Here is a 23,644-nt window from a genome sequence, read left to right on the forward strand (position 1 = left end):
AACTTGCGGGCGTCCATGCCGAGCATCCCGGCGAGCGGGTTGAGGAACGTCCGCACGATCGGGATGAACCGGGCCAGCACCACCGCGCGGGCCGGGCCGCCCGGTTCGGCCTGCGAGGGCTGCGGGTGTGCGTCGACCTCACCGACGCGCCGCGCGCCGCGCCCCCGGCGGGCCCGGGAGACGGCGAGTGCCTTCTCGCCGCGGTGTGCGGAGTCCAGGCCCGCCCGCCCGCGCTGATCTGCCACAGCGACCGCACCCGCGCCTCCGCCGACCGCCTGCGCGCCCAGCGCGCCGGGCACGCGCTGGTGCTGGAGGCGGGCGAGGCCCCCTGGCACGGCCCGCTGCTGCTGGTCGGCCCGATGGACGACCCCGCGGGCGTGCGCCTGAGCGGCGAGGCCGACCGCTCGAACCTGGACCGGCTCGCGGCCGCGCTGCGGGACGCCCCCCGCGACGGTCGCGACCTCCACCTGAACATGCGGGGCCTGCGGCACCTCGACGTGGAGGCGGCGCGGCTGCTGGCCCGCACCGCCGGGGCGATGCCGGCCGGGGGCCGGCTCGTCCTGCACTCGCCCGGCCCGGTCGTCCGCGCGATCCTGCGCGCCTTCGCGTGGGACGGCGATCTCGTGATGAAGGAGGGGGACCGGGGGTGAAGGGGGCCGAGTTCGTTCACCAGGGCTGCGTCTACACCGGCGACGACGAGTTCCTGGGCATGGCGGTGCCGTTCATCGCCGAGGGGCTCCGGCGGGAGGAACCGGTCCTGGTCACCACGACGCCCGCCAACCTCGGTCTCGTGCAGGCCGCGCTCGGGCGGCACGCCCACAAGGTCGACTACGCGGAGACGGCGTTCTTCGGCCGCCGCCCGCCGCAGCGCGTCGCGGCGTTCACCGGCTACCGGTACCGGCATCCCCGCACCGGCCGGGTGCGGATCATCGCCGAGCCGGTGTGGTCGGGTCGCTCGGCCCGCCAGGTCGAGGCGTGGGAGTGCATGGAGTCCGCGCTGAACGCCGTCCTGGCCGGCACCGGGATCCACATGATCTGCCCGTACGACGCGCGCCGGGTCGAGCCGGGCATCGTCGCCAACGCGCGGCGCACCCATCCGCACATGGTGGACGGCACCGCGGTGGCCGCCAGCGACTCCTACACCGAGCCGCTCGCGTTCGTCCGGCACCGGTCGACCCCGCTGCCGGGCCGCCCCGACGACGCGGTCACGCTGGCGTTCGGCGGCGACCTCGGCCGGTTGCGGCACGCCATCGTGCTGGAGACCGCGATGCTCGGGCTGCTCGGCGAGCGGCTGATGATCTTCGCGGCGGCGGTCGCCGAGATCCTCACCGGGGCCGGCTCCGCGGGGGCCACGGCGGGCGGCGCGGCCGGGGCGGTGGGCGCGCCGCCGCCGACGGTGGCGCTGTGGGCGCGGCCCGGCGAGGTCGTGTGCGACATCCGGCTGCCGGCCACCACGTCCCTCGATCCCTTCATCGGGCTCCACCCGCCCACCCTCGACCCGAGGCCCGGAGACGGGTTCTGGCTCGCCCGGCAGATCTGCGACCACCTCGACGTCCGCTCCGGACCGGACGGGACGACCGTTCGGCTGCACGCCCCGAACCTGCGCGTCGCCGAGCCCGGCCAGGGCCCGCGCCCCTGACGGCGGCGACCGCGCGCCCCGGCCCTCGATCGCGTCCCCGCCGATGGTGGGTCCCACGGGAATGGGTACCTCACCGGCATGAGCACCAGTGAGCCCGGCCCGGAGTCTCCCGGCCCCGACCCGTCCGAGACGTCCGGCGCCGCCGCGTCGGCGGGCGCATCACCCGGCAGGAGCACCGCGCCCCGCGGGTTCGCGGACGAGGTGCGCGACGCCGTCACGGTACGGGCCCTGCTCCTGGTCACGGGAGTCCTGCTGCTCCAGCTGGGGTTCATCCTGTCCTACATCGGGGCCTTCCACTCGCCGACGCCGCACCGCATCCCGGTCGCGGTGGTCGCGCCCCCGCGGGCGGCGGGCGCCGTCGCCGCCCGGCTGAACGGGCTGGACGGCCACCCGGTCAAGGCCCGCACCGCCGCGAGCGAGGCCCAGGCGCGGCGGTGGCTGCTCGACCGCACCGTGGACGCGGCGATCCTCATCGCGCCGAGCGGCACGAGCGACACGCTGCTGGTCGCCTCCGCCGGGGGCCCGGCGGTCTCCAGCACCGCGGCGCAGATCGCCGGCCGGCTCGAGTCGGCCGAGCACCGGCGGGTGACGGTCGCCGACATCCGCCCGCCCGCGGCGGGCGACGGCCGCGGCCTGTCCTCGTTCTACCTGGTGCTCGGCTGGATCGTGGGCGGCTACCTGGCCGCCGCGATCCTCGGCGTCGCCGGTGGGGCCCGGCCGGCGAGTCTGCGCCGCACCGTGATCAGGCTGGCCGCCCTGGCCCTGTACGCGGTGGTGTCCGGGCTCGGCGGCGCCCTCATCGCCGGGCCCGTCTTCGGGGCGCTGACCGGCCATTTCCTCGCGCTGTGGGGGATCGGCGCGCTGGTGGTGTTCGCCGCGGCGGCCGCGACCGCGGCGCTGCAGATCCTGTTCGGCATGATCGGGATCGGCGTGGCGATCCTGCTGTTCGTGGTCCTCGGCAACCCGAGCGCGGGCGGCGCCTATCCCAAGGCGCTGCTGCCCGCGTTCTGGCGCGCCATCGGCGACTGGCTGCCGACGGGCGCGGCGACCACGGCCGTCCGCAACGTCGTCTACTTCTCCGGCCACGACACCGCGCGGGCCTGGTGGGTGCTGGGCGCCTACGCGGTCGCGGGCACCGCCGTCGCGCTCGGCGCCTCCGCCGCGCACCTGCGGCGGAGCGCGGGCGCCGCGGGCGCCCGCGCGTGACCGTCAGCGGCGGCGCTCTGCCCGCCGCTCGCCGCCCGGCCGGCCTGGCAGTCCGGGGCGGAGTCCCCGGCCCATCGCGGCGGGGACGAGCAGGACCAGGCACAGCCACGCGAACCAGTCGCCCAGGCGGGCGTACAGGGTCGAGACGGCATGGCGGGGGAGGACGGCGGTGATCACCGTGAAGTCCGTGCGGCCGGTGGTGCGCTCGGCCAGGACCCGGCCGTAGGGGTCACTGACCACCAGGCGTCCCACGCGCGGTGCGCGCACCACGGTCAGCCCGCTCTCGACGCCGCGGGTCAGGGCTTGGCGGCTGTGAATCCAGCGGTCGCCGTCGAAGTCCCACGCGGGGGCGAAGAGCACCGCCGCCCCGTGCCGGCGGTAGTCGCGGACGAGCCCGGGATAGTCCAGGTCCTTGCAGATGATGACGCCGCGGCCGGGGGACAGGAACGAGAGCCCGGTGCCCGGCTTCAGTTCGTCCTCCAGTCCGGGGATCAGGTGGTGCTTGTCGTACAGGACGGGCGCGCCGCCTTTCGCGAGGTACCCCAGGGCGGAGTTGCGCACGACCCCGCCCCGCTCGAGGGTGACGCCGACCACGATGTCCTGGTGGCGCCGGACCGCGAGCCGCCCGAGCGGTCCGGAGAGCAGGGCGAGGGTCCGGTCGTCCGCGGCGAAGGTCTTCTCGGGCAGGACGACCGTGCCCGCCCCGCCCGTCCCGCCGATCACGGCGAGGTAGCGGCGCAGGAGGTCCCGGCCCTCGGGCGAGGCCACGTCGATCGTGTCGTTCGGGCGGTCGGTGGCCACGAGGGCGACCGTGGCCGCGGAGCCGGGGTGCGGCTGCCGCAGCCGCCACGCGCCGTAGGCCAGCGGTAGCACCAGGGCGAGCGCCCCGGCGAGCAGGATCGCGCCCCGCCGGGCACCGGCCCCCGGCGCGGCCGCGGCGGCGATCACCGCGGGGACGCCCATGACGAGGAACGTGACGCCCCACGGGCCGGTGAGCGCGGCGGTCTGCAGTACGGGCGGCACGTCCGCCTGCGTGTAGGCCAGGCTCAGCCAGGCGCCGTGCGGCATCGCCAGCGACAGGGCGTACTCCAGCGCGACCCAGGCCGCGGGCACGGTCACCGCGGCGGTGAGCGGGAAGTCCCGCAGCAGCAGCCGCCGGAACGCCAGGGCCACGAGGCCGAAGACGAGCGCGGACCCGACGATGATGGCGGCCGCAGCGGGCGGCGGCATCTCCAGGGTGCCGAGGTAGTAGGACCACATCCGGCTCTGCCCGGCGCACCAGGCGAGCGACGCGGCGGCGAAGGCGGCCCGCCCGCCGGCCCTCGGCGCGAGCCACAGGACGGGCAGCGGGGCGAGCCAGGTGAGCCAGGGCAGCGGGTGCAGGCCCGTGCCGAACAGCAGCAGCACGGACGACAGGAGTGTCGAGACGATCACGGTCATGGAGCGAGCCTCCGCCGCGCGGCCCCCGTCGCGCGTCGCCGGGACGAGGGGTTCGGCGCCTCACTCCCGCGGACCACCCGGCACCACGAGCCCGGACTCGTAGGCGAACACCACGGCCTGCACGCGGTCGCGCAGCCCGAGCTTGCCGAGCACGTGGCTGACATGGGTCTTGACGGTGTGCTCGGACACCACGAGCTCCGCCGCGAGCTCGGCGTTGGACAGCCCCCGGGCGAGGCGGCGCAGGATCTCCCGCTCGCGTTCGGTGAGCCCGGCCAGCCGCGCCGCGAGCCGCGGGACGACGCCGTGCCCCGGCCGCCGGACGAGGTCCTCCACCAGCCGGCGGGTCACCGCGGGCGCCAGCAGCGCCTCGCCCGAGGCGACCACCCGCACGGCGTGGGCCAGCTCGTCCCGCCGGATGTCCTTGAGCAGGAAGCCGCCGGCGCCCGCCCGCAGCGCGTCGTAGACGTACTCGTCCAGGTCGAACATCGTCAGCACGAGGACCTTGACCGGCAGCGCCTCGCAGATCCGCCGGGTCGCCTCGATCCCGTTCAGCACCGGCATCCGCACGTCCATGACGACGACGTCGGGACGCAGCTCGTCCGCCGCGCGGACCGCGGCGGCGCCGTCGGCGGCCTCGCCGACCACGGTCATGTCGGGCTGCGCGCCGAGGATCGTGCCGAACGCGGCCCGGAACAGGTCCTGGTCGTCGGCGACGAGGATCCGCAGGCCCGCCGTACCGGGTTCCGGCCCGCCGGCCGTCACCGGGTTCATCCGGCCGGCAGCCGGGCGAGGACGGTGAACCCGTCCGGGCCGGGGCCAGCGCGCAGGGTGCCGCCGCAGGCCGCGGCGCGCTCGCGCATGCCGATCAGGCCGTGCCCCGCCCGGGCCGGGGCGTCCGCGGGCCCGCCCGGCGGCCCGCCGCCCCGCCCGTCGTCGCTGATCTCGATCTCCAGTTGCCGTCCCCAGCGCAGGCCGACGGTCACCGACCGCGGCGCGGCGTGCTTGCAGACGTTGGTCAGCGCCTCCTGCACGATCCGGTACGCCGCGACGCCGACCTCCGGCGCGACCTCGCGGGCCGTGCCCTCGACGGTCAGCGTCACCGGCAGCCCGGAGCCGCCGACGAGCTCGGGCAGGGTCGCCAGGCCCGGCTGCGCATCGTCGCGGGGGACGTCGCGGGGGACGTCGCGCAGGGCGTCCAGGAGCGAGCGGAGCTGGACCAGCGCGCCGCGGCCGACGCCGGCGATCCGGTCGAACGCCTCGTCGGCCCGCTCCGGGCCCGCCAGCGGCGCGGCCTCGGCCTGCACGACCATGAGCCCGACCGAATGGGTGACGATGTCGTGCATGTCGCGGGCGATGCGGGCGCGTTCGCGGACCACCGCGGCGGCCCGCTCCTGCTCCAGCCGGCGCGCCCGCTCGGCGTGCTCGGCGGCCTGGGCGCGGCGGGCCTGCTCGGCCGTCCCGAGCGCGAACGCGGCGGTGAAGGCCGTGGCGAGCAGCGGGTAGACGTCGGAGTCCTCGTCGGGCACGGCGATCGACGCGTACACGGTCACCACCAGGATCGGGACCGACAGGACCCGCATCAGCGGACGGCTCAGCGCGGCGATCGTGTAGACGGACACGAGCGGCCCCCACGGCAGGAACAGCGGCTTCTGCCACACGACGAGCGCGGTCATGGCGAGCCCGACGACCAGCCCGGTGCCGAGCGGCGCCCGCCGCCGCCACAGGATTGGGGCGGAGGCGAGGAGGGCCAGGGCCACGACCCACCACGGCCGCGCCGCCACGAGCGCGGGCACGACGGTGGCCAGGGTCACGGCCAGCGCCAGCAGGCGGTCGAGGGTCCTGGTGTCCCGCATCCGCCCAGTCTCCGGCATGGCGCCGCGGCCCACGTCACCCGTGCGAGTGAGAGCCGGTCTCATCCCCGCGAGCGGTGCCGGGGCCGCCCGGCGCGCCGTCCGAGGGCGCGGAGAGGACGGGGAAGAGGACGGCGTGCGGCGATTCGCGCGCGGGGGCGGCCGGACGGCCGGGCGGGTCGTCCGGTGTGCGGCTCGGGAGCCGGACGGTGACGGTCAGGCCGCCGCCCGGCCGCGGCGTCGCGGCGACCGTCCCGCCGTGCGCGGTGGCGATGGCGCGGACGATGGACAGCCCGAGCCCGGAGCCCCGGTCGGAGCGGACCCGGTCGTTGCCCAGCCGGCGGAACGGCTCGAAGATCGTTTCGCTCTCGTAGGGCGGCACGACCGGCCCGGTGTTGGCGACCGTCACCTCCGCCCGGCCGTCGCGGGCGCGGGTGGCGACCCACAGCTCGCCGCCGTCGTGGTTGTGCCGGACCGCGTTCTCCACGAGGTTCTGCACGAGCCGCTCCAGCAGCACCGGGTCGCCGGTGGTGGGCGCCGGGCCGAGCCGCCGGTCCGAGGACACCCGCCGGGCCCGCGCCTCGGGGGCGGCCTGGTCCAGGACGTGCCCCGCCACGTCGGCGAGGTCGAGCGGGCCCGCGTCCACCATGACGTTCTCGCTGCCCGCGAGCGTGAGCAGCCCGTCGATGAGCCGCTCGTGCCGCCCGTTGACCACCAGCAGCGACTCGCCGAGCCGCCGGACGTCCTCGGACGCGCCGGGGCGGCGCAGGGCGACGTCCACGAGCGTGCGGTTGATGGCGAGCGGGGTGCGCAGCTCGTGCGAGGCGTTCGCGACGAACCGGCGCTGCCCGTCGAACGAGCGGGCCAGCCGGCCGAGCATCGTGTCGAAGGTGTCGGCGAGCTCCTTGACCTCGTCGCGGGGCCCGGCGTAGCCGATCCGCTCGGTGAGGTCGTGGCCGCGCGCCACCCGGCGGGCGGTCTCGGTGATCCTGGTGACGGGCCGCAGCGCCCGGTCGGCGAGCAGCCAGCCGAGCCCGAGCCCCGCCGCGGAGACCAGCACCAGCGCGACGGCGCCCTTGGTCAGCAGCGCCTTCATCGTCTCGTCCTGGGAGTCCTTGCGGACCTTGAAGACGATGCCCCGGAACTGCTGGTCGGTGAGCGGCTCGCCCCGCGTGAGGACGTCGGCGGGCACCTTCCGCGTCGTGAACACCTGGTCCGTGCCGGCGACCGGCCCGCCCGGCGGCCGGAGGCTCGCCGCGACCAGCAGGTAGGTCAGCCCGAGCAGCAGGAGCCCGGCGGTCAGGAACAGGCCGGTGTACAGCAGCGTCAGGCGCATCCGGATCGTCGGCCGGAACCGGTCGGCGAGGCCCGTCATCGGATCCGGTACCCCACGCCCGGAACGGTCTCGATGACGGCGGGCTCGCCGAGCTTGCGGCGCAGTTTCATGAGCGTCACCCGGACGGTGTTGGTGAACGGGTCGGTGTGCTCGTCCCACACCTTCTCCAGCAGCCGCTCGGCCGGCACGACCGCGCCGTCCGCGCGCAGCAGCTCGGCCAGCAGGCCGAACTCCTTGCGCGCGAGCCGCACGTACCGGCCGTCCCGGTACACCTCCCGGTGGGCCGGGTCGAGCGTGATCCCGGCGCGCTCCAAGGTCGGCGGGGCGGCCGGGCGGGCGCGACGGCCGAGCGCGAGGATCCGCGCGACCAGCTCCTCGAACGCGAACGGCTTGGTCAGGTAGTCGTCGGCGCCGATCCGGAGCCCGTCCACCCGCGCCGGCACGGCCGCCGCGGCGGTCAGCATCAGCACGCGGACGAGCGCGCCGGACTCCACCACCGCCCGGCAGACGTCGTCCCCGTGCACGACCGGCAGGTCCCGGTCGAGGACCAGCACGTCGTAGTCGTGCACGCCGAGCCGTTCGAGCGCGGCGTCCCCGTCGTACACCACGTCCACCGCCAGGGGCTCGTCCCGGAGCCCCTCGGCGATCGAATCGGCGAGCATCCGCTCGTCCTCGGCGATCAGTACGCGCACGTTTGCCGTCCCCTGGCCCGACCTGTCATGTCCGCAGCCAGCTTCCGGCAAGGGGCGTAACGCGGGCATAACGCGAACCGGTTACGCCGGGGTTACCGGTCGCGGGCTGAACTTGCCGTCGCTGCCGGCAACGGGCCGGCGGGACGAGGAGACCGACCGATGAGACGACAGAGGCTCGCGGCGCTGGCCCTGCTGCCGGTGCTCGCCCTCGGGCTGCCGGCGTGCGGGGACGACGGCAAGGCCGCCGCGTCCGGGACCGCCAAGGCCGCGGGCGACCAGGACAAGATGCGCAAGTTCGCGCAGTGCATGCGTGAGAACGGCGTGGACATGAAGGACCCGTCCGGGGACGGCCCGATCGAGTTCCGGGCCGGCGGGCCCGGCAAGGGCAAGGGCGACGGTCCGGGCACCGGCGAACTCAAGGGTGTCGAGGCGGCGCAGAAGAAGTGCGCGTACCTGATGCCGAACGGCGGCAAGCCGCACAAGGCCAAGCCGGAGGACGTCGCCAAGCAGCGCGTCTACTCCAGGTGCATGCGAGAGCACGGAATCGCCTCCTTCCCGGACCCCGACCCCGAAGGCGGACTCAAGATCAAGGTCGAGAAGGGCGGGTCGATCGACCCGGAGAGCCAGGCGTTCAAGGACGCCGACGGCGCGTGCCGGAAGTTCGGGCCGAAGGGCGGGCCCGGCGGCGGAGGCGGCAGTTGAGCCGGACGCGCGCCGTCGTCCTCGGTGTGACGGGGGTGGCCGTGGTCGCCGGGGGCGGCCTCGCCGCCGCCGGGCTGGGCGGCGGGGACGGCCCCGCCGCCGCGCACGGCGCGCTGCCTCCCGCGACGGCGCCGGTCGAGAGGACGACGCTGGTCGAGACCCGGAAAGTGGAGGGGACGCTCGGGTACGGGACCGCCCACACCGTGGCGAGCGCGGGCCGGGGCACCCTCACATGGCTGGCCGGGGCGGGCGCGGTCGTCAGGCGCGGCCGCCCGGTCTACCGGGTCGACGACAAGCCCGTGCCCCTGCTGTACGGGGCGTTGCCCGTCTACCGGAGGCTGTCCGACGGGGTCACGGGCGCGGACGTCCGCCAGTTCGAGGAGAACCTGCGGGCGCTCGGCTACACGGGTTTCACCGTCGACCGGACCTATGGCTCCGCGACGGCGGCGGCGGTGAAACGCTGGCAGGAGGACCTCGGCGTCGCCGAGACCGGCGAGCTGGAGCCCGGCGCGGTGCTGGTCGCCTCCGGGGAGATCCGGGTGGCCGAGCGCAAGGCGTCCGTGGGCGACCGGACCGGTGGCCCGGCGCTCACCTACACCGGGACGACGCGCGTGGTCGGCGTCGACCTCGATGTCCAGTACCAGCGGCTCGCGAAGAAGGGCGCGGAGGTGCGGATCGAGCTGCCGGACGGCGGCACGACCAAAGGAACGATCACCTCCGTCGGGAAGGTCGCCAAGCAGGGGCACGGCGACGACCCGACGACCATCGCGGTCACGATCGCGGTCCGCCGGCAGCGGCCGCTCGGCTCCTACGACAAGGCGCCGGTCGACGTTCACCTCACCGCCACCCGGCACCCGGACGTGCTGGCCGTGCCGATCTCCGCGCTCCTCGCGCGGGGCGACGGCGGCTACGAGGTGCAGGTCGTGCGGGACGCGGGCGTGCGGACGGTGCCGGTGGAGACGGGCGTGTTCACCGAGGGCAAGGTCGAGGTGTCGGGCGCCGGCCTCGCCGAGGGCATGAGGGTGGGGGTGCCCGCGTGAACCCGGTCGTGGAGCTCAGGGAGGTCACCAAGACCTATCCGGGCGGCGTCACGGCGCTGGACGCGGTGTCGCTGACGGTCGGGGCCGGCGAGCTGGTCGCGATCGTCGGGCCGTCCGGCTCCGGGAAGTCGACGATGCTGCATCTGCTCGGCACGCTGGACCGGCCGAGCGCCGGGACCGTCCTGGTGGAGGGCCGCGACGTCGCGCGGCTGCCGGACCGGCGGCTGTCGGCGCTGCGCGCCCGCCGGATCGGCTTCGTGTTCCAGCAGTTCCACCTGGCCGCGGGCGTCGGCGCGCTGGACAACGTCGCCGACGGGCTGCTGTACGGGGGAGCGCCGCTCGCGCGGCGGCGCCGCCGCGCGCGGGCCGCGCTGGAGCGCGTCGGGCTCGGGCACCGCCTCGGCCACCGCCCCCACCAGCTGTCGGGCGGGGAGAAGCAGCGGGTGGCGATCGCCCGCGCGGTCGTCGGGGAGCCGGCGCTGCTGCTGGCCGACGAGCCGACGGGGGCGCTGGACTCGGTGTCGGGCGCCGGGGTGCTGGACCTGCTGCGCGAGCTGGCCGCGGGCGGCACCACCGTCGTCCTGATCACCCACGACCGCGACATCGCGGCGCTGCTGCCCCGGCAGGTGGCGATGCGCGACGGCCGGGTCGTCCGCGACGAGGCACGGGTGGAGGCGGGACGATGAGGCGGCTCGGACGACCGCGGGCGGACACGGCGCGGCAGGTGGACACCGCGCAGCAGTCGGACACCGCGCGGCAGTCGGACATGGCGCAGCAGTCGGGCACGGGGCCGTGGCCGGACGGCGGTGACGCCCCGGCGCGGCTCGGCCCCCGAGACGTGCTCAGGGTCGGCGCCGCGGGGCTGCGGGCCCGTCCGATGAGGGTGTTCCTGTCCGCCCTCGGCATCGCGATCGGGATCGCCGCGATGATCGGCGTCGTCGGGATCTCCACGTCCAGCCGGGCCCAGCTGCAGGCGACGCTCGACAGACTCGGCACCAACCTGCTGACGGTGGGCCCCGGCAGGGACTTCTTCGGGGACGACGCGAAGCTGCCCGAGGAGTCGGTCGGCATGGTCACGCGGATGGCGGACGTGACGTCGGCGTCGGCGACCGGCAAGCTCGCCGAGACCCACGTCTACCGCAACGATCGCATCCCCGAGGCGGAGAGCGGCGGCATCACCGTGCTGGCCGCGCGGCTCGACCTGCCGCGCACGATCGGCCTCACCACCGCCGCGGGCACCTGGCTCAACGCCGGCACGGCCCGGTACCCGGCCGTCGTGCTGGGGTCGGCGTCGGCGGAGCGGCTCGGCATCGCCGCGCCGGGCGTCCAGGTGTGGCTCGGCTCGCGGTGGTTCACCGTCGTCGGGATCCTGAACCCCAACGGGCTCGCGCCCGAGCTGGACTCGGCGGCGCTCGTCGGCTGGGAGGCCGCCGCGTCCCAGCTCGGCTTCGACGGCCACCCGACGACCATCTACACGCGCGCCCGCAAGGGCGCCGTGGACCGGGTCCGGGAGCTGCTCGCCGCGACGGCGAGCCCGCGGTCGCCGAACGAGGTCCAGGTCAGCCGCCCGTCGGACGCGCTGGCCGCCGAGAACGCCACGAACCGGGCGTTCACCGGCCTGCTGCTCGGCCTCGGCGGCGTCGCGCTGCTGGTCGGCGGGGTCGGGGTCGCCAACACCATGGTGATCTCGGTGCTGGAGCGGCGGGCCGAGATCGGGCTGCGCCGCTCGCTCGGCGCCACCCGAGGCCAGATCCGGCTGCAGTTCCTCACCGAGTCGCAGCTGCTGGCGGCGCTCGGCGGGGTCGGCGGGGTGGCGCTCGGCATCGTCGTCACGGCGGTGTTCGCGGTGGCCCGGGGGTGGCCGACGGTGGTCCCGCCCTGGGCGATGGCGGGCGGGATCCTCGCCACCCTGGTCATCGGCGCCGTCGCGGGCCTGTACCCGGCGATCCGCGCCGCGCGCCTGGCCCCCACCGAGGCCCTCGCGACGCCGTGAGGGACCGGCGGTGACCGGCGGTGCTTTCCGACGCGGATTCCCTGACCGGCGTCGGTAAGAACTGTAAGCATCCGGTCGCTTTAGGTGATCAAGTAGGTGCGTTACCGTCGGATCCCCCACCCCACCTGCGGTCCCGCGCCGCCTGCCCCCGGGGGCGGACCGCAGGTGGGGCGGGCGGCCGGCGGCGAATGCCCCCGCCGCCGGGCCCCCGCGGTGCCCCGTCCCCCTGTGCGGGGACGGGGCACCCTCGTGGGGAGCGGACGCCGACCGCCCGGGGATCCCGCGCGCTCCGGTGACCAGGATCGTCGTGCCCGCCCGGGAGACCGGGTCCGGACACGGCCGGGCCGCCGCCCCCGGGCACGGGCCCGGACGCGGCGGCCGCCGAGCGGTCGCCCGGTCCTACTCCTTGCCGTCCACGATGCCGAGCCCGTCCGCGCCCACCGTGACGGCGGACTCGTCGATGGCGGCCTCCGCGATCGGCTGCGCGCGCCCGTCCAGGTCGAGGACGGGGGACGCCTCCTTGTACCAGGACTCGATCACCGCGTTGCCCCAGAAGTCGCGCCGCCGGTCGTCGTGGACGTTCCAGCGGTACGTCTCGTGGTCGGGGTCACCGGTGTAGTAGTCGGAGGTGTAGACCTCCACCCGGTGCCCGTCGGGGTCGCGCAGGTAGACGTAGAAGGCGTTGGAGACCCCGTGCCTGCCCGGTCCCCGCTCGATGTGGTGCTCCTTGCCGAGCGACCCGAAGATGTCGGCGGTGTGCAGGACCTGGTGGGACTCGTGGGTCGCCATGCCGATGTGGTGCAGGCGGGGCCCCGCCCCACCGGTGAACGCCACGTCGTGCACGGTCTGCTTGCGGTACATCCAGGCCGCGTAAAGCTCGTGCTCGTCGCCCTCGATGGTCTCCGAGCAGCCGAAGCCCAGCGAGCGGTAGTGGTCGTAGGCGGCGGGGATGTCGGGGGTACAGATGTTGAAGTGGTCCAGCCGCGCGATGTGGGCGCCGCGATGCAGGTCGTAGCGCTGGATGAGGCGCTCGCCCCTGGCGATGTCGTGGAAGAACTCCACGGTGAAGCCCAGCGGGTCGACGACCCGGACCGCGTCGCCGACGCCGGCCGCGCCCGTCCCGGCCGGCAGCCGCCGCACCGGGCGGCCGAGGGCGGTGAAGAACCGCTCGGCCCGGTCCACGTCCTCGGGGGTGCGGACGCGGTAGGCGATGTGGTCGAGGGCGGCGACCGGCCCGGCCCGCAGGACCAGGGAGTGGTGCGTCAGTTCATCGGTGCCGCGCAGGTAGAGGGCGTCCGCCTCCTCGTGCTGGACGTGCAGGCCGAGCATGTCGACCCAGAACCAGCGGGCGGCCGCGAGATCCGTCACGGCGAGCTGGGCGTAGGCGGACCGGATGACGTCCGGGGCTGTGGTCATGGCTCCTCCTAGACACCGAAGCGCGGGGTGTGGACCTCACCGAGCATCACATGCACGATCTTGGACTCGGAGAAGAAGTCGATGCTGTGCGCGCCGCCCTCGCGGCCGAGGCCGGAGTCCTTGACGCCTCCGAAGGGAGTGCGCAGGTCACGGACGTTGTGCGAGTTGATCCAGACCATACCCGAGGCGACGGCGTGCGCGATCCGGTGGCCGCGGCGCAGGTCGCTCGTCCAGACGTAGCCGGCGAGCCCGTAGCGGGTGGCGTTGGCCAGGTCGACCGCCTCGGCCTCGTCGTCGAAGGGCGCGACGGCCACGACCGGCCCGAAGATCTCCTCCTGGAAGATCCGGGCGTCGCGGGAGACGTCGGCGAAGACGGTCGGCTGGAGGTAGTTGCCCTCGGGCAGGTGCGCGGGGCGGGTGCCGCCCGCGACCAGCTTGGCCTCCTGCTGCCCGATCTCCACATAGTTCAGGACGCGCTTGTAGTGCTCGGGGTGCACCAGAGCGCCGACCTCGGTGGCGGGGTCGGACGGCGGGCCGACCCGGACCTTCTCGGCGCGCTCGGCGAGCCGCCGGGTGAACTCCTCGTAGATGGGACGTTCCACCAGGACCCGGGAGCCCGCCGTGCAGCGTTCGCCGTTGAGCGAGAACACGCCGAACACGACCGAGTCGAGCGCCGCGTCCAGGTCGGCGTCGGCGAACACCACGACCGGCGACTTGCCGCCGAGCTCCATGGACAGGGCCTTCAGCCCGTCGGCGGAGCAGCGCATGATGTGCCGGCCGGTGTCGGTGGAGCCGGTGAACGACAGCAGCGGCACGTCCGGGTGGTCGACCAGCGCCTGGCCGGCCTCCTCGCCGATGCCCTGGACGATGTTGACCACGCCGGCGGGCACCCCGGCCTCGGTGAAGATCTCCGGCCACAGGCCCGCCGACAGCGGCGTCCACTCGGCCGGCTTGAGCACCAGCGTGCAGCCCGACGCCAGCGCCGGTGCCAGCTTCCAGCTCTCCAGCATGAACGGGGTGTTCCACGGGGTGATCAGCCCGGCGACGCCCGCCGGGGTCCGCACGACGTAGTTCAGCTGCTGGTCGCCGACCCGGTACGCCTCCTCGCCGAGCGCGACGATCACGTCGGCGAAGTAGCGGAAGTTCTCGGCGGCGCGGCGGGCCTGCCCGCGCGCCTGGGTGATCGGCAGCCCGGAGTCGAACGACTCGAACTCGGCCAGCCGGTCCTCGCGGGCCTCGACGGCCTCGGCGATGCGGATCAGGATCGAGGCGCGCTCGCGGTTGCCGATCCGGGACCAGCCGGGGAAGGCGGCGCGGGCGGCGGCGACGGCGCGGTCCACGTCCTCGGCGCCGCCGCGGGCGGCCTCGGTGTAGCGGGTGTTGGACACGGGGTCGAGGACGTCGAAGACCGTGCCGTCGGCGCTGTCGGCGAACTCGCCGCCGATCCAGTGCCGGATCCGCTCGGGGAGTCCGGCTGGGCGGTCGGTGGGGGAGGGGACGGGCATGGTGCTCACTTCCGGTTCGAGGTAGGGACGGCGGGCCCGCGGGTCAGATCCCGGCGGCGAGGTCGCCGCCCTGGTCGAGCAGCGCGCGGATGCGCGCCTGGGCTTCGGGGGACGGCGTCGCCAGCGGCGGCCGCACGTGCCCCGAGGGGATCCGGCCCCGCTGCTCCAGCACCCACTTGGCGGGGGCGGGGTTGGTCTCGACGAACAGCAGGTCCACCAGCGGGTGCAGCCGGTAGTGCAGGTCGCGGGCGGCGGCCTGGTCACCGGCCGTCCACAGCTCGTACATGCGGGCGACCGCCGCGGGGGCGAGGTTGGCGACGGCGCTGACGAAGCCGGCCCCGCCGAGCGCGAGCAGCGGCAGGCACAGCAGCTCGATCCCCGACCACACGAGCAGCTCGGGCCCGCAGGCGTGCAGCACGCGGGAGAAGTGCTCGAAGTCCTTGGTCGTCTCCTTGATCCCGACGATGTTGTCGAAATCGGTGAAGAGCCGGCGGACGGTCTCGGGCGCGATGTCCACGGCCGTCCGGGACGGGACGTTGTACACGACCAGCGGCAGGTCGGGGAACTCGCGCGCGACGGTGGCGTACCAGGTGTACAGGGCCTCCTGGGTGGGCCGCGCGTAGTACGGGGTGATGACGAGGGCGGCGTCGGCGCCGGCGTCCCGGGCCGCGGCGGTGACCTCCAGGGTCTCCTCGAGCTTGGCGGAGCCGGTGCCCGGCAGGAACGGCACCCGGTCGCCGACCTCGGCGGCGGCCGTCTCGATCGCGGCGATCCGCTCGGCGACGGTCTGGCTGCTCGGCTCGCCGGTGGAGCCGCCGAGCGAGATCCCGTGCGAGCCGGACTCCAGCTGCCAGCGGATCAGCCCGCGCAGGGCGCCGTGGTCGACGGCGCCGTCGGCGGTGAACGGGGTGACGACGGGCGCGATGGACCCGCGGATGGCGGACGGGTCGGTGCGGAACTTCACGACTGCTCCTCGGTGGATGGGAAGGTCAGCGGCCCTCGCGGCGCCAGTCCTCGTAGACGGGGCGCCAGCGCGGGCCGAGCGGGTAGAGGCCGTCGATCGGCTCGCCTTCGGCGACGCGCTCGGCGATGAAGCGCTCCTGCGCCTCCTGCTCGATCGAGTCGGCGACGAGGTCGGCGACCAGGTCCGGGGGGAGGACGACGACGCCGTCGGCGTCGCCGACCAGCACGTCGCCGGGCTGGACGAGCGCGCCGCCGCAGGCGATCGGGACCCCGGTGTCCCAGGGCACGTGGCGGCGGCCGAGGACGGCGGGGTGGGCGCCGGCGTGGAAGACGGGCAGGCCGAGCGCGGCGACCGCCGTGCTGTCGCGCAGCCCGCCGTCGGTGACGACCCCGGCGGCGCCGCGCTTCTGGGCGCGCAGCGCGAGGATGTCGCCGATCGTCCCGGAGGAGCCGTCGCGGCGTGCGTCCATGACCAGGATCTGCCCCGGGCGCAGCTCTTCCACCGCCCGCTTCTGGGCGTTCATGCCGCCGCCGCGGACCTTGAACAGGTCCTCGCGCAGCGGCAGGTAGCGCAGGGTGTGCGCGGTGCCGACCATCGTCGCGCCGGGGGCGGCGGGGTGCACGCCGTCGATGCTCATGTGCTGGAGGCCGCGCTTGCGCATCTGGGAGCTGAGCGTGGCGGTGGACAGCCCGCGCAGGGCCTCGGCGGTCGCCGCGTCCAGGGCGGGCTCCGGACGGTGGGACGGTCCCCACGCGTCGGCGCGGACCGCGTCGTCGACGCGGGGCATGGCGCCCCAGTCCGCGAGCGGCTCGCCGGACTCGGCGACCGTGTTGGACAGCCGGCCGGTCGACCGCGAGCCGTCGGTCACCTCGACCTCGACGACGTCGCCGGGCGCCGCCACCGAGGCGCCGGCGGGCGTTCCGGTGAGGATCACGTCGCCGGGCTCGAGGGTGGCCAGCCGGGAGAGGTCCGCGATCAGAGTCGCGAAGGGGAAGAGCAGGGTGTCGGTGGTGTCGTCCTGCACGACCTGGCCGTTCACCCAGGTGCGCACCCGCAGCGCGGTGGGGTCGACCTCCCGCGCGTCGAGCAGCCGGGGGCCGATGGGGGTGAACCCGTCCGAGCCCTTGGAGCGCAGGTTGGAGCCGCGGTCGGCGTAGCGCAGGTCGTGGACCCCGGCGTCGTTGGCCGCCGTCACCCAGGCCACGTGCCGCCACGCCTCGTCCGGGGTGACGCGGTGCGCACGCTCTCCCACGACCAGGGCGATCTCACCCTCGAAGGTCATGAGCTCGCAGCCCGCCGGCCGGGTCAGCGGGTCGCCGGTCCCGGCGAGGGACGAGGGCGGCTTGAGGAAGTACGAGGGCTCGGCCGGGATCCGCCCGCGCTCCTTCGCCCGGGAGGGGAAGTTGAGGTGGACGGCGATGACCTTCGAGGGCCGGTTGCCCAAGGGGTGCGGCACGAAAACCTCTCCTGTGACGGTGGGAACGGGTCGGGAGACGAGAGGAGTAAATCGTATATGAAGTCATGCACGATGACGAGGGGGTGCCGGATGTGACTTCGACCGTTCCAAAGGGCGGGCCGGAAGGCCGGTCGGCCCGTACAGTATGATCGCAAATCGTATGCGAAATCATCTAGGAGGTGCCTGAAGGATGCGCGACACAGACGCCCTCACGGTCCGTACGCTCAAGCCCGCGACGGCCGCCGCCGCGGAGGCCGCCGCGGGCGCGCCTCCCGTGCTGCTCGTGCACGGGTTCGGCTCCGACGGCGCCACCGACTGGATCGCCACCGGCATCGCCGCCGCCCTGGCGGAGTCCGGGCGCACGGTCGTGGTGCCCGACCTGCGCGGGCACGGGTCGAGCCCGGCGCCGGCCACCGCCGCCGAGGCCACCGCCCCGGCGCTGGCCGCCGACCTCCTCGCGGTGATGGACGCGGCCGGCGCGGAGACGTTCGACATCGCCGGGTACTCGCTCGGCGCCCGCGTCGCCTGGGCGGTGCCCGCGGCGGCGCCCGGCCGGGTCGAGCGCAGCGTGCTGGGCGGGCTCAGCCCGGCCGAGCCGTTCACCGCCGTCGACGTCGACGCGCTGCACGGCGCCGTCCGGGAGGGGACCGAGCCCGCCGACCCGTTCACCGCGGCCATCGCCGGCATGGTCTCCGCGCAGGGGGACCGCGCCCCGGGGCTCGCGCTGTGCGTCGAGGGGCTGCGTTCCACGCCCTTCGCGGGCGGTGCCTGGCCGGGGAAGGTTCCTCCCGTCTTCGTCGTCGGCGACAATGATGATCTGACACGAGGAATCGGGGACCTCGCCGAGAGCATCGGCGGGGCGCGACTGGTCACCGTCCCCGGCTCGCACCACGAGGTGCTCGCCGGGCCGCGCTTCCGCGACACCGTCCTGGACGTGCTGGCGCGGTGACCGGGCCGGCGAACGGGACCGGGGGGCGCGGGCCGAAGATGAGGAGAACCGGGTGAGTGCCGCGAAGAAGCAGGGTCAGGGCAAGGAGTCGAAGGCCGAGTTCTGCTACGAACTGCTGCGCTCGCGCATCCTCGACGGCACCTACGTGCCGGGCTACCGGCTGGTCATCAACCAGCTCGCCCAGGAGACCGGCGTCAGCACGATCCCGCTGCGCGAGGCGCTGCGGCGGCTGCAGTCGGACGGGCTCGTCGAGGTGGTGCGCAACGTGGGGGCGCGGGTCGCGGTCTTCGAGGCCGAGCAGGTGGAGCACACCCTGCAGATCCTCGCCCGGCTCGAGGGGTACGCGACCGCGATCTCGGCCCCGTACATGGCCACGGCGCAGATCTCCCGCTCCCGCAAGATCAACGACCGGATGGTCGAGGCGCTGGACGAGTTCGATCCCACCGCCTTCACCGCGCTCAACCGGGAGTTCCACTTCTCGATCTACGAGCACTGCCCGGACGACCACCTCCGGGCGCTGCTGGAGGCCGAGTGGACGCGCCTCGACCACATGCGCCGCTCGACCTTCACCTACGTCCCCGGCCGGGCGCGCCGCTCGGTGGAGGAGCACGGCCGCATCCTCGACCTCATCGCGGCCGACGCGGCCCCGCACGAGATCGAGCGCATCGCGTGCGCGCACAAGAACGCGACCGCCGACGCGCTGCACAGCGCCCAGCCGGGCGTCCACCCGGCTCCCCAGGCCACCTGACGCCGGCCGTTGGCGGCCCGCCGACCGCGCCGCCAACGGCCCCGGAAACCTCTGGGAACCCCCTGGGAACCCCCTGAGCGCCCGCACAAATGGCGGTCACGGCCAGGCCCGTGGGAAAGCAGAAAGGCTCAGGAGAGCCTCAAGGGAATGGGGGAACATGCCGAAGAAGGACCTCGGCATGCGCGCGAGCGCGTGACCTGACCGGCGGGGCAATACCGAAGGCGAGCCCCGCCGGGAAGATCGCGAAGCGATTCGCGCTCGCACAAGCCCGGTCACGGTGCGAGCCGCCAGGCTCGCACCGTGGGCCGGGATTGAAATGAGAACACGTCCCGGTCAGGTGAGCAGCTGTCCGCCGTCCACCTGGACGACCGCGCCGGTGATGTGCCCGGCCTGGTCGGAGGCGAGGAAGACCACCAGCGGCGCGACGTCGTCGGTCGTGGCGATCTTCCCCAGGGGGATCCGGGACTCCCACGCCGCCCGGGCCTCGGGGTTCTCCATGAGCCCGGCGGTGAGCGGGGTGTGCACGGGACCGGGGGCGACGCCGTTGACCCGGATTCCGTGTCCGGCCAGCTCCAGGGCCGCGGTCCGGGTGATGGTGTCCACCGCGGCCTTGGTGGCCTCGTAGTGGCCGAGGCCGGCGGTGGGCTGGCGGGCGCCGATCGAGGAGATGTTGACGATGCAGCCGCCGCGCGCGCCGTCGATCATCCGGTTCGCCACGACCTGGGTGACCGTGAAGGTCCCGCGCAGGTTCACCGCGACCACGGTGTCGAGGATCTCCAGCGGCAGCGCGATCAGCGGTCCGCCGCCCGCCACGACGCCGGCGTTGTTGACCAGCACGTCGATGGCGCCGGTCTCCTGCTCGACCCGCGCGACGGCCGCCCGGACGGAGCCGGCGTCGGTGACGTCCATGAGGACGGCGGTGGCGCCGAGCTCCCCGGCCACCGCGCCGGCCGCGTCGATGTCGCGGTCGGCGATCACCACGCGGTCGCCCGCCGCGGCGAACGCCGCGGCGATGCCGCGGCCGATGCCGCTGGCGGCGCCGGTGACCAGGACGACCCGCCCGGCGGTCACCGGGCCTCCGCGATGATGATCCGCGGGCTGCCGGGCAGCGCGCGGGTCTCCACCGGCTCCCAGCCGGCGGCGGTCAGCCAGCCGCGCACCTCGGCCTCGGGGTAGACGGTCGTGCCGTCGATGACGAGGTACTCGCCCGCGTGCACGGCGTCCAGGACGCGCTGCTCGGGGTCGTCGTCGAGGAAGAAGTCGAGCAGCACGAGGGTCGCCCCGGGCGTGGCGGCGCGGCGGGCCCGCTCGGCGATCCGCTGGTTGTCCTCGGCGTTGAAGCGGTGCACCACGTGCTCGAGGAGGACCAGGTCGTAGCCCTCGGGGACCTCGCCGGTGACCGGGTCGGCCTGGACGACGTCCACGCGGTCGCCCACGCCCGCCTCGTCCATGACGCCGCGCGCGAACTCGACCAGCTCGCCGCCCGACAGGAAGGTGCCCTCGGCCTTCTCCGCGCTGCGCAGCGCCTCGGCGAGGAACGAGCCGGACAGGCCGCCGAAGTCGAGGATCCGCGAGTAGCGGGTGAAGTCGAACTCCTGGGCGAGCATCCGGGCGTGCAGGGCGTTGTAGGTCATGACGCCGCCGAGGAAGGTCCGCATCCGGTCGCCGGCCAGGTCCAGCTCCGCGGGCTCGGCGGTCCGGGTCGTCTCGCCGAACCCGAGCCAGTGCCCGTAGCTGATCGCGTCGAGGAAGGCCAGGAAGGGCCGCAGGTCGACCTCGTCCGTGCCGCCCGCCAGGTAGGCGGTGGTGGCCTCGGTGTTGGCGTACCGGCCGTCCGTGCGCGTGAGGAGGCCGAGCCCCGCCATCGTGTCGCCGAGGATCCGGGCGGTGCGCTCGGGCAGCCCGGTCCGGGCGGCGAGCTCGGACACCGTGGCCGGGCCCTCCGCGAGCGCGGCGAACAGGCCCGCCTCGCTCGCCGCGAACAGCTGCTTGGCGGCCATGTAGCCGGTGGCGACGCCGAGGATGCCGGACGGGTCGATGCCCGGGGAGGAATGCGTCATGAACGAGATCTCCTTCGCGGAAAAGAATATGCCAGATGCTATACGATCGTGCTCGCAACGGCCAGGGGAACCGGCCCTGGGCCGATCACCTCATCGGAGGTCAGCGATGGAGTTCGCAGAACGGACGCCCAGGCGGCGCCTCGGCGTGGACGGCCCGGAGGTCCCGCTCCTGGCGCTCGGCTCCTGGAACACCTGGGACCGGATGGACCGCGAGGATGCCGCCGCCCTGGTGCGCTCGGCGGTCGACCGCGGTGTGAACCTGTTCGACGTCGCGCACTACAACTTCGGGCCGCACGCCGAGAACGCCGTCACCGACGTCCTGTTCGGCGAGGCGGTCCGCGAGGCCGGTGTCGCGCGCGAGGACTACCTGCTGTGCGGCAAGCTCTGGCTCTGGGAGTACCCCGCCTCGTCCTTCGCCGAACAGATGAAGGTGTCCCTCGGCCGGATCGGCACCGACCACGCCGACCTGGTGGTGGTCGGCGACTTCATGGAGCGCCCCGACCTGCGCGCCGTGATCGCCGACGTGGCCGAGCTGGTACGGGCCGGCCGGTTCGCCGCCTGGGGCGTCAACAACTGGTCGGCCGGAGACGTGCTGTTCGCGTGCCGGTTCGCCGCGGCCGAGGGCCTGGTGCCGCCGTCGTTCGCCCAGCTCAAGTACAGCCTGGCCCGCCGGTCGGTGCCCGAGGGCGAGCCGTGGGGCGGGCTGTTCGCGGGCGAGGGGCTCGGCCTGCAGGCCTCGGACGTCCTGGAGGGCGGCATCCTCGCCGGCCGGCTGAACCCCGAGCGCAAGATCGGCGCCGACCCGGGCGGCATCCGGGACCGGATCCGCGCCGCCTTCCCCGAGGTCGAGCGCATCGCCGCGGACTTCGGCGCCACGCCCGCCCAGCTCGCGATCGCCTACACCCTGACCCATCCCGCCGTGGCGAACGTCCTGGTCGGGGTGAGCAGGGCCGAGCAGCTGGAGGACAATCTGGCCGCCCTCGGCCTCGCGGCCCGGCACGGCGCCGAACTGCGCGAGGCCCTCGCCGGGCTGTGGCTCGACCGCGGGGTGGTCGACCCCGCCGCGTCCTGGGGCACCGACGCGCCCGCCGCGCGCTGAGCCGGGCGACGCGGGGCCGGTCCCGGCCCCGCGTCCCGCCCCGGTCTCGGCCCCGGTCTCAGGCTCCGGCCTCGTACACGACCCGGCCGTCCAGGAAGGTCATCGCCACCGGCACCTCCGGCAGCGCCCGCGGCTCGACGTCGAGCAGGTCGCCGTCCAGGACGCACAGGTCGGCGGCCTTGCCCGGCTCGATCGAGCCCTTCTCGTGCTCGGCGCCGTCCTGCCAGGCGGGCGTGATCGTGTAGGCGCGCAGCGCCTCGGCGACGGCGAGCCGCTGCGCCGGGCCGCGGAACGAGCCGTCCACGCCGCGCCGGGTCACCGCCGCGGCCAGCCCGGCGCGCCAGTCGGGGGTCAGCACCGGCGCGTCCGAGCTGAGGCACAGCCGGACGCCGGCGTCGAGCGCGTCGCGGGTCGGCCAGGCGTCGGCCAGGGCGTCCTTGCCGAGCGCCGCGGTGAGCATCGGCTCCGTCGCGATCGGGATGCCGGCCTGGGTGTTCAGCCCGATCCCGGCGGCCGCGAGGACGGTCAGCGTCCGCGGCGCGAGCAGGTCGCCGTGGATGACATAGTGGCGCGCGTCCCGGCCGTCGCGCCCCAGCGCCGCGGCGAACGCGTCGGCCACGACCCGGGTCGCGCGGTCGCCGGTCGCGTGCACGCCGATCTGGTGCCCGGCCGCGTGCGCCGCGTCGATCATCGCGCGCAGCGCCGCCTCCCGGGCGCCCTCGCTCTCCCCGTCGACCAGCAGCGAGCCGTGCGAGCCGTCGGCGTAGGGGCGGTCGGTCCAGGCGGTGCCCATCGGCGGGATGCCGTCGGCGAAGATCTTCACGCCCGCGACCCGGAACCTGCCGGGCACGTCGGCGGGCGGGGTGAAGTCGCGCAGGCCCTTCTCGAGCTCGGCGGCCGAGCTGCGGCCGTCCAGCTCCCCGAACAGCAGCAGCGCGGTGACCCGGGCCTTGAGCGCCCCCTCGGCGGCGAGGTCGGCGTAGTCGCGCAGGGCGGCCGAGCCGAAGCAGCCGCTGGCGCCGTCGTCCTCGCCCGGCCCGAGGCCCGGCTCGGTGTAACTGGTGATCCCGAAGGAGGCGAGCAGGTCCGCGGTGCGCAGGATCGCCCGCCGCCGGTCGGCGGCCGTCTCCAGCCGGGGCCTGGCGGTGTGGTCGTGCCCGGCGTCCGCCCGGTCCGGCGTGTCCCGCCCCGCATCGGGCCCGCCACCGGCAAGCTGGTCCATGAGAAGAGACGGCCACATCGCACCGAGCCACACCCCGTGCAGGTGCGAGTCGTTGATGCCCGGCAGCACCGAGCGGCCCGCGAGGCCGATGACCCGGGTGTCGCGTCCGACCAGGGGCGCGACCTCGGCCGCGGTGCCGACCCGCGCGATCCGCCCGCCGCGCACCGCGACCGCCTCGGTGACGCGGTCCAGGCCGTCGACGGTGTGGACCCGTCCGCCGGTGAGGACGAGGTCGGCGGTCGTACATTCCTCGGTCATATCGCGCTCCAACTCTGGACACCGCTGATGGGATGCAATTAACGTACACGGAATCAGATACGATTTTGG

At 75.0% G+C, this 23,644-nt stretch carries 22 protein-coding genes; 10 read left to right on the forward strand and 12 right to left on the reverse strand.

Annotation, left to right across the window (positions count from 1 at the left end):
* The 3 genes from E1291_RS45375 to E1291_RS17130 form a co-directional block, all read left to right on the forward strand.
* On the forward strand, window positions 1–650 hold a 650-nt coding region (locus tag E1291_RS45375), incomplete at its 5' end, for an STAS domain-containing protein (RefSeq protein ID WP_165495154.1).
* Window positions 647–1,639 (forward strand): anti-sigma factor RsbA family regulatory protein, encoded by a 993-nt coding sequence (locus E1291_RS17125; RefSeq protein WP_131738811.1) that lies wholly within the window; start codon window positions 647–649, stop codon window positions 1,637–1,639. The genes E1291_RS45375 and E1291_RS17125, both read left to right, overlap by 4 nt.
* Window positions 1,640–1,717: 78 nt before the next feature.
* Window positions 1,718–2,845: a DUF3533 domain-containing protein gene (locus E1291_RS17130; protein WP_131738812.1), complete on the forward strand. Its 1,128-nt coding sequence runs from the start codon at window positions 1,718–1,720 to the stop codon at window positions 2,843–2,845.
* A gap of 3 nt (window positions 2,846–2,848) precedes the next feature.
* Here E1291_RS17130 and E1291_RS17135 read toward each other — a convergent pair whose 3' ends face one another.
* Genes E1291_RS17135 through E1291_RS17155 form a run of 5 tightly spaced genes read right to left on the reverse strand, consistent with a single transcriptional unit; the run spans window position 2,849 to window position 8,163 of the window.
* On the reverse strand, window positions 2,849–4,285 hold the full coding sequence (locus tag E1291_RS17135; protein WP_131738813.1) for a nitrilase-related carbon-nitrogen hydrolase: 1,437 nt from the start codon (window positions 4,283–4,285) through the stop codon (window positions 2,849–2,851).
* Window positions 4,286–4,345: 60 nt separating this feature from the next.
* Window positions 4,346–5,056, reverse strand: coding sequence for a response regulator (locus tag E1291_RS17140; protein WP_131738814.1), 711 nt, complete (start codon window positions 5,054–5,056; stop codon window positions 4,346–4,348).
* Window positions 5,053–6,138 carry a sensor histidine kinase gene (locus E1291_RS17145; protein WP_131738815.1) on the reverse strand — a complete coding sequence of 362 codons (1,086 nt, stop codon included), beginning with the start codon at window positions 6,136–6,138 and terminating at the stop codon, window positions 5,053–5,055. The genes E1291_RS17140 and E1291_RS17145 overlap by 4 nt, the downstream gene beginning before the upstream one ends.
* A gap of 34 nt (window positions 6,139–6,172) precedes the next feature.
* Window positions 6,173–7,510, reverse strand: coding sequence for a sensor histidine kinase (locus tag E1291_RS17150; RefSeq protein ID WP_131738816.1), 1,338 nt, complete (start codon window positions 7,508–7,510; stop codon window positions 6,173–6,175).
* Complete coding sequence (locus E1291_RS17155; RefSeq protein WP_207400774.1) at window positions 7,507–8,163, reverse strand: response regulator transcription factor; 657 nt, start codon at window positions 8,161–8,163, stop codon at window positions 7,507–7,509. Before E1291_RS17155 ends, E1291_RS17150 begins: the two co-directional genes overlap by 4 nt.
* Window positions 8,164–8,322: 159 nt before the next feature.
* Here E1291_RS17155 and E1291_RS17160 point away from each other — a divergent pair, with 159 nt between their 5' ends.
* The 4 genes from E1291_RS17160 to E1291_RS17175 are packed head-to-tail and all read left to right on the forward strand — an operon-like array spanning window position 8,323 to window position 11,898.
* Window positions 8,323–8,865, forward strand: a complete 543-nt coding sequence (locus E1291_RS17160; protein WP_131738818.1) for a hypothetical protein — start codon at window positions 8,323–8,325, stop codon at window positions 8,863–8,865.
* Window positions 8,862–9,905 (forward strand): peptidoglycan-binding protein, encoded by a 1,044-nt coding sequence (locus tag E1291_RS43275; protein WP_131738819.1) that lies wholly within the window; start codon window positions 8,862–8,864, stop codon window positions 9,903–9,905. The genes E1291_RS17160 and E1291_RS43275 overlap by 4 nt, the downstream gene beginning before the upstream one ends.
* A complete protein-coding gene (locus tag E1291_RS43280; protein WP_131738820.1) occupies window positions 9,902–10,591 on the forward strand; it encodes an ABC transporter ATP-binding protein in 690 nt (229 codons plus the stop codon). Before E1291_RS43275 ends, E1291_RS43280 begins: the two co-directional genes overlap by 4 nt.
* A complete protein-coding gene (locus tag E1291_RS17175; protein WP_165495155.1) occupies window positions 10,588–11,898 on the forward strand; it encodes an ABC transporter permease in 1,311 nt (436 codons plus the stop codon). Before E1291_RS43280 ends, E1291_RS17175 begins: the two co-directional genes overlap by 4 nt.
* Window positions 11,899–12,297: 399 nt before the next feature.
* Here E1291_RS17175 and hpaD read toward each other — a convergent pair whose 3' ends face one another.
* From hpaD to E1291_RS17195, 4 genes are read right to left on the reverse strand one after another with little or no spacing between them, the layout of a single operon-like run.
* A complete protein-coding gene (hpaD, locus tag E1291_RS17180; RefSeq protein WP_131738821.1) occupies window positions 12,298–13,314 on the reverse strand; it encodes a 3,4-dihydroxyphenylacetate 2,3-dioxygenase in 1,017 nt (338 codons plus the stop codon).
* A gap of 8 nt (window positions 13,315–13,322) precedes the next feature.
* On the reverse strand, window positions 13,323–14,819 hold the full coding sequence (gene hpaE / locus E1291_RS17185; protein ID WP_131738822.1) for a 5-carboxymethyl-2-hydroxymuconate semialdehyde dehydrogenase: 1,497 nt from the start codon (window positions 14,817–14,819) through the stop codon (window positions 13,323–13,325).
* Window positions 14,820–14,862: 43 nt separating this feature from the next.
* Window positions 14,863–15,783 carry a 4-hydroxy-tetrahydrodipicolinate synthase gene (gene dapA, locus E1291_RS17190; protein WP_131738823.1) on the reverse strand — a complete coding sequence of 307 codons (921 nt, stop codon included), beginning with the start codon at window positions 15,781–15,783 and terminating at the stop codon, window positions 14,863–14,865.
* Window positions 15,784–15,808: 25 nt separating this feature from the next.
* Window positions 15,809–17,296, reverse strand: a complete 1,488-nt coding sequence (locus E1291_RS17195) for a fumarylacetoacetate hydrolase family protein (RefSeq protein ID WP_278045268.1) — start codon at window positions 17,294–17,296, stop codon at window positions 15,809–15,811.
* Between the two features lie 133 nt (window positions 17,297–17,429).
* Here E1291_RS17195 and E1291_RS17200 point away from each other — a divergent pair, with 133 nt between their 5' ends.
* Together E1291_RS17200 and E1291_RS17205 are read left to right on the forward strand one after the other, a co-directional pair.
* Window positions 17,430–18,188 carry an alpha/beta fold hydrolase gene (locus E1291_RS17200; protein ID WP_165495156.1) on the forward strand — a complete coding sequence of 253 codons (759 nt, stop codon included), beginning with the start codon at window positions 17,430–17,432 and terminating at the stop codon, window positions 18,186–18,188.
* A gap of 52 nt (window positions 18,189–18,240) precedes the next feature.
* Window positions 18,241–18,936 carry a GntR family transcriptional regulator gene (locus E1291_RS17205; RefSeq protein WP_131738825.1) on the forward strand — a complete coding sequence of 232 codons (696 nt, stop codon included), beginning with the start codon at window positions 18,241–18,243 and terminating at the stop codon, window positions 18,934–18,936.
* Between the two features lie 333 nt (window positions 18,937–19,269).
* Here E1291_RS17205 and E1291_RS17210 read toward each other — a convergent pair whose 3' ends face one another.
* Both E1291_RS17210 and E1291_RS17215 read right to left on the reverse strand, forming a co-directional pair.
* Window positions 19,270–20,007, reverse strand: coding sequence for an SDR family NAD(P)-dependent oxidoreductase (locus E1291_RS17210; RefSeq protein ID WP_131738826.1), 738 nt, complete (start codon window positions 20,005–20,007; stop codon window positions 19,270–19,272).
* Entirely contained in the window at window positions 20,004–20,996 is a 993-nt protein-coding gene (locus E1291_RS17215) for a methyltransferase (RefSeq protein WP_131738827.1), read from the reverse strand. The genes E1291_RS17210 and E1291_RS17215 overlap by 4 nt, the downstream gene beginning before the upstream one ends.
* A 106-nt stretch (window positions 20,997–21,102) precedes the next feature.
* On the opposite strand from E1291_RS17215, the gene E1291_RS17220 reads away from it, so the two are divergent.
* Entirely contained in the window at window positions 21,103–22,095 is a 993-nt protein-coding gene (locus tag E1291_RS17220; RefSeq protein ID WP_131738828.1) for an aldo/keto reductase, read from the forward strand.
* A 58-nt stretch (window positions 22,096–22,153) separates the two neighbouring features.
* On the opposite strand, the gene E1291_RS17225 is transcribed toward E1291_RS17220, so the two are convergent.
* Entirely contained in the window at window positions 22,154–23,575 is a 1,422-nt protein-coding gene (locus E1291_RS17225) for an amidohydrolase (RefSeq protein WP_131738829.1), read from the reverse strand.
* Between the last annotated feature and the right edge of the window lie 69 nt (window positions 23,576–23,644).

Origin of the sequence: Actinomadura roseirufa (assembly GCF_900659635.1) — a bacterium.
Taxonomy (GTDB): domain Bacteria; phylum Actinomycetota; class Actinomycetes; order Streptosporangiales; family Streptosporangiaceae; genus Spirillospora; species Spirillospora roseirufa.

Coding starts and splice junctions, on each gene's coding strand:
- E1291_RS17150 (WP_131738816.1), bottom strand. CDS start 7,510: ATGACGGGCCTCGCCGACCGGTTCCGGCCGACGATCCGGATGCGCCTG.
- E1291_RS17175 (WP_165495155.1), top strand. CDS start 10,588: ATGAGGCGGCTCGGACGACCGCGGGCGGACACGGCGCGGCAGGTGGAC.
- E1291_RS17225 (WP_131738829.1), bottom strand. CDS start 23,575: ATGACCGAGGAATGTACGACCGCCGACCTCGTCCTCACCGGCGGACGG.
- E1291_RS17220 (WP_131738828.1), top strand. CDS start 21,103: ATGGAGTTCGCAGAACGGACGCCCAGGCGGCGCCTCGGCGTGGACGGC.
- E1291_RS17160 (WP_131738818.1), top strand. CDS start 8,323: ATGAGACGACAGAGGCTCGCGGCGCTGGCCCTGCTGCCGGTGCTCGCC.
- E1291_RS17145 (WP_131738815.1), bottom strand. CDS start 6,138: ATGCGGGACACCAGGACCCTCGACCGCCTGCTGGCGCTGGCCGTGACC.
- hpaE (WP_131738822.1), bottom strand. CDS start 14,819: ATGCCCGTCCCCTCCCCCACCGACCGCCCAGCCGGACTCCCCGAGCGG.
- E1291_RS17135 (WP_131738813.1), bottom strand. CDS start 4,285: ATGACCGTGATCGTCTCGACACTCCTGTCGTCCGTGCTGCTGCTGTTC.
- E1291_RS17215 (WP_131738827.1), bottom strand. CDS start 20,996: ATGACGCATTCCTCCCCGGGCATCGACCCGTCCGGCATCCTCGGCGTC.
- hpaD (WP_131738821.1), bottom strand. CDS start 13,314: ATGACCACAGCCCCGGACGTCATCCGGTCCGCCTACGCCCAGCTCGCC.
- E1291_RS17140 (WP_131738814.1), bottom strand. CDS start 5,056: ATGAACCCGGTGACGGCCGGCGGGCCGGAACCCGGTACGGCGGGCCTG.
- E1291_RS17200 (WP_165495156.1), top strand. CDS start 17,430: ATGCGCGACACAGACGCCCTCACGGTCCGTACGCTCAAGCCCGCGACG.
- E1291_RS17130 (WP_131738812.1), top strand. CDS start 1,718: ATGAGCACCAGTGAGCCCGGCCCGGAGTCTCCCGGCCCCGACCCGTCC.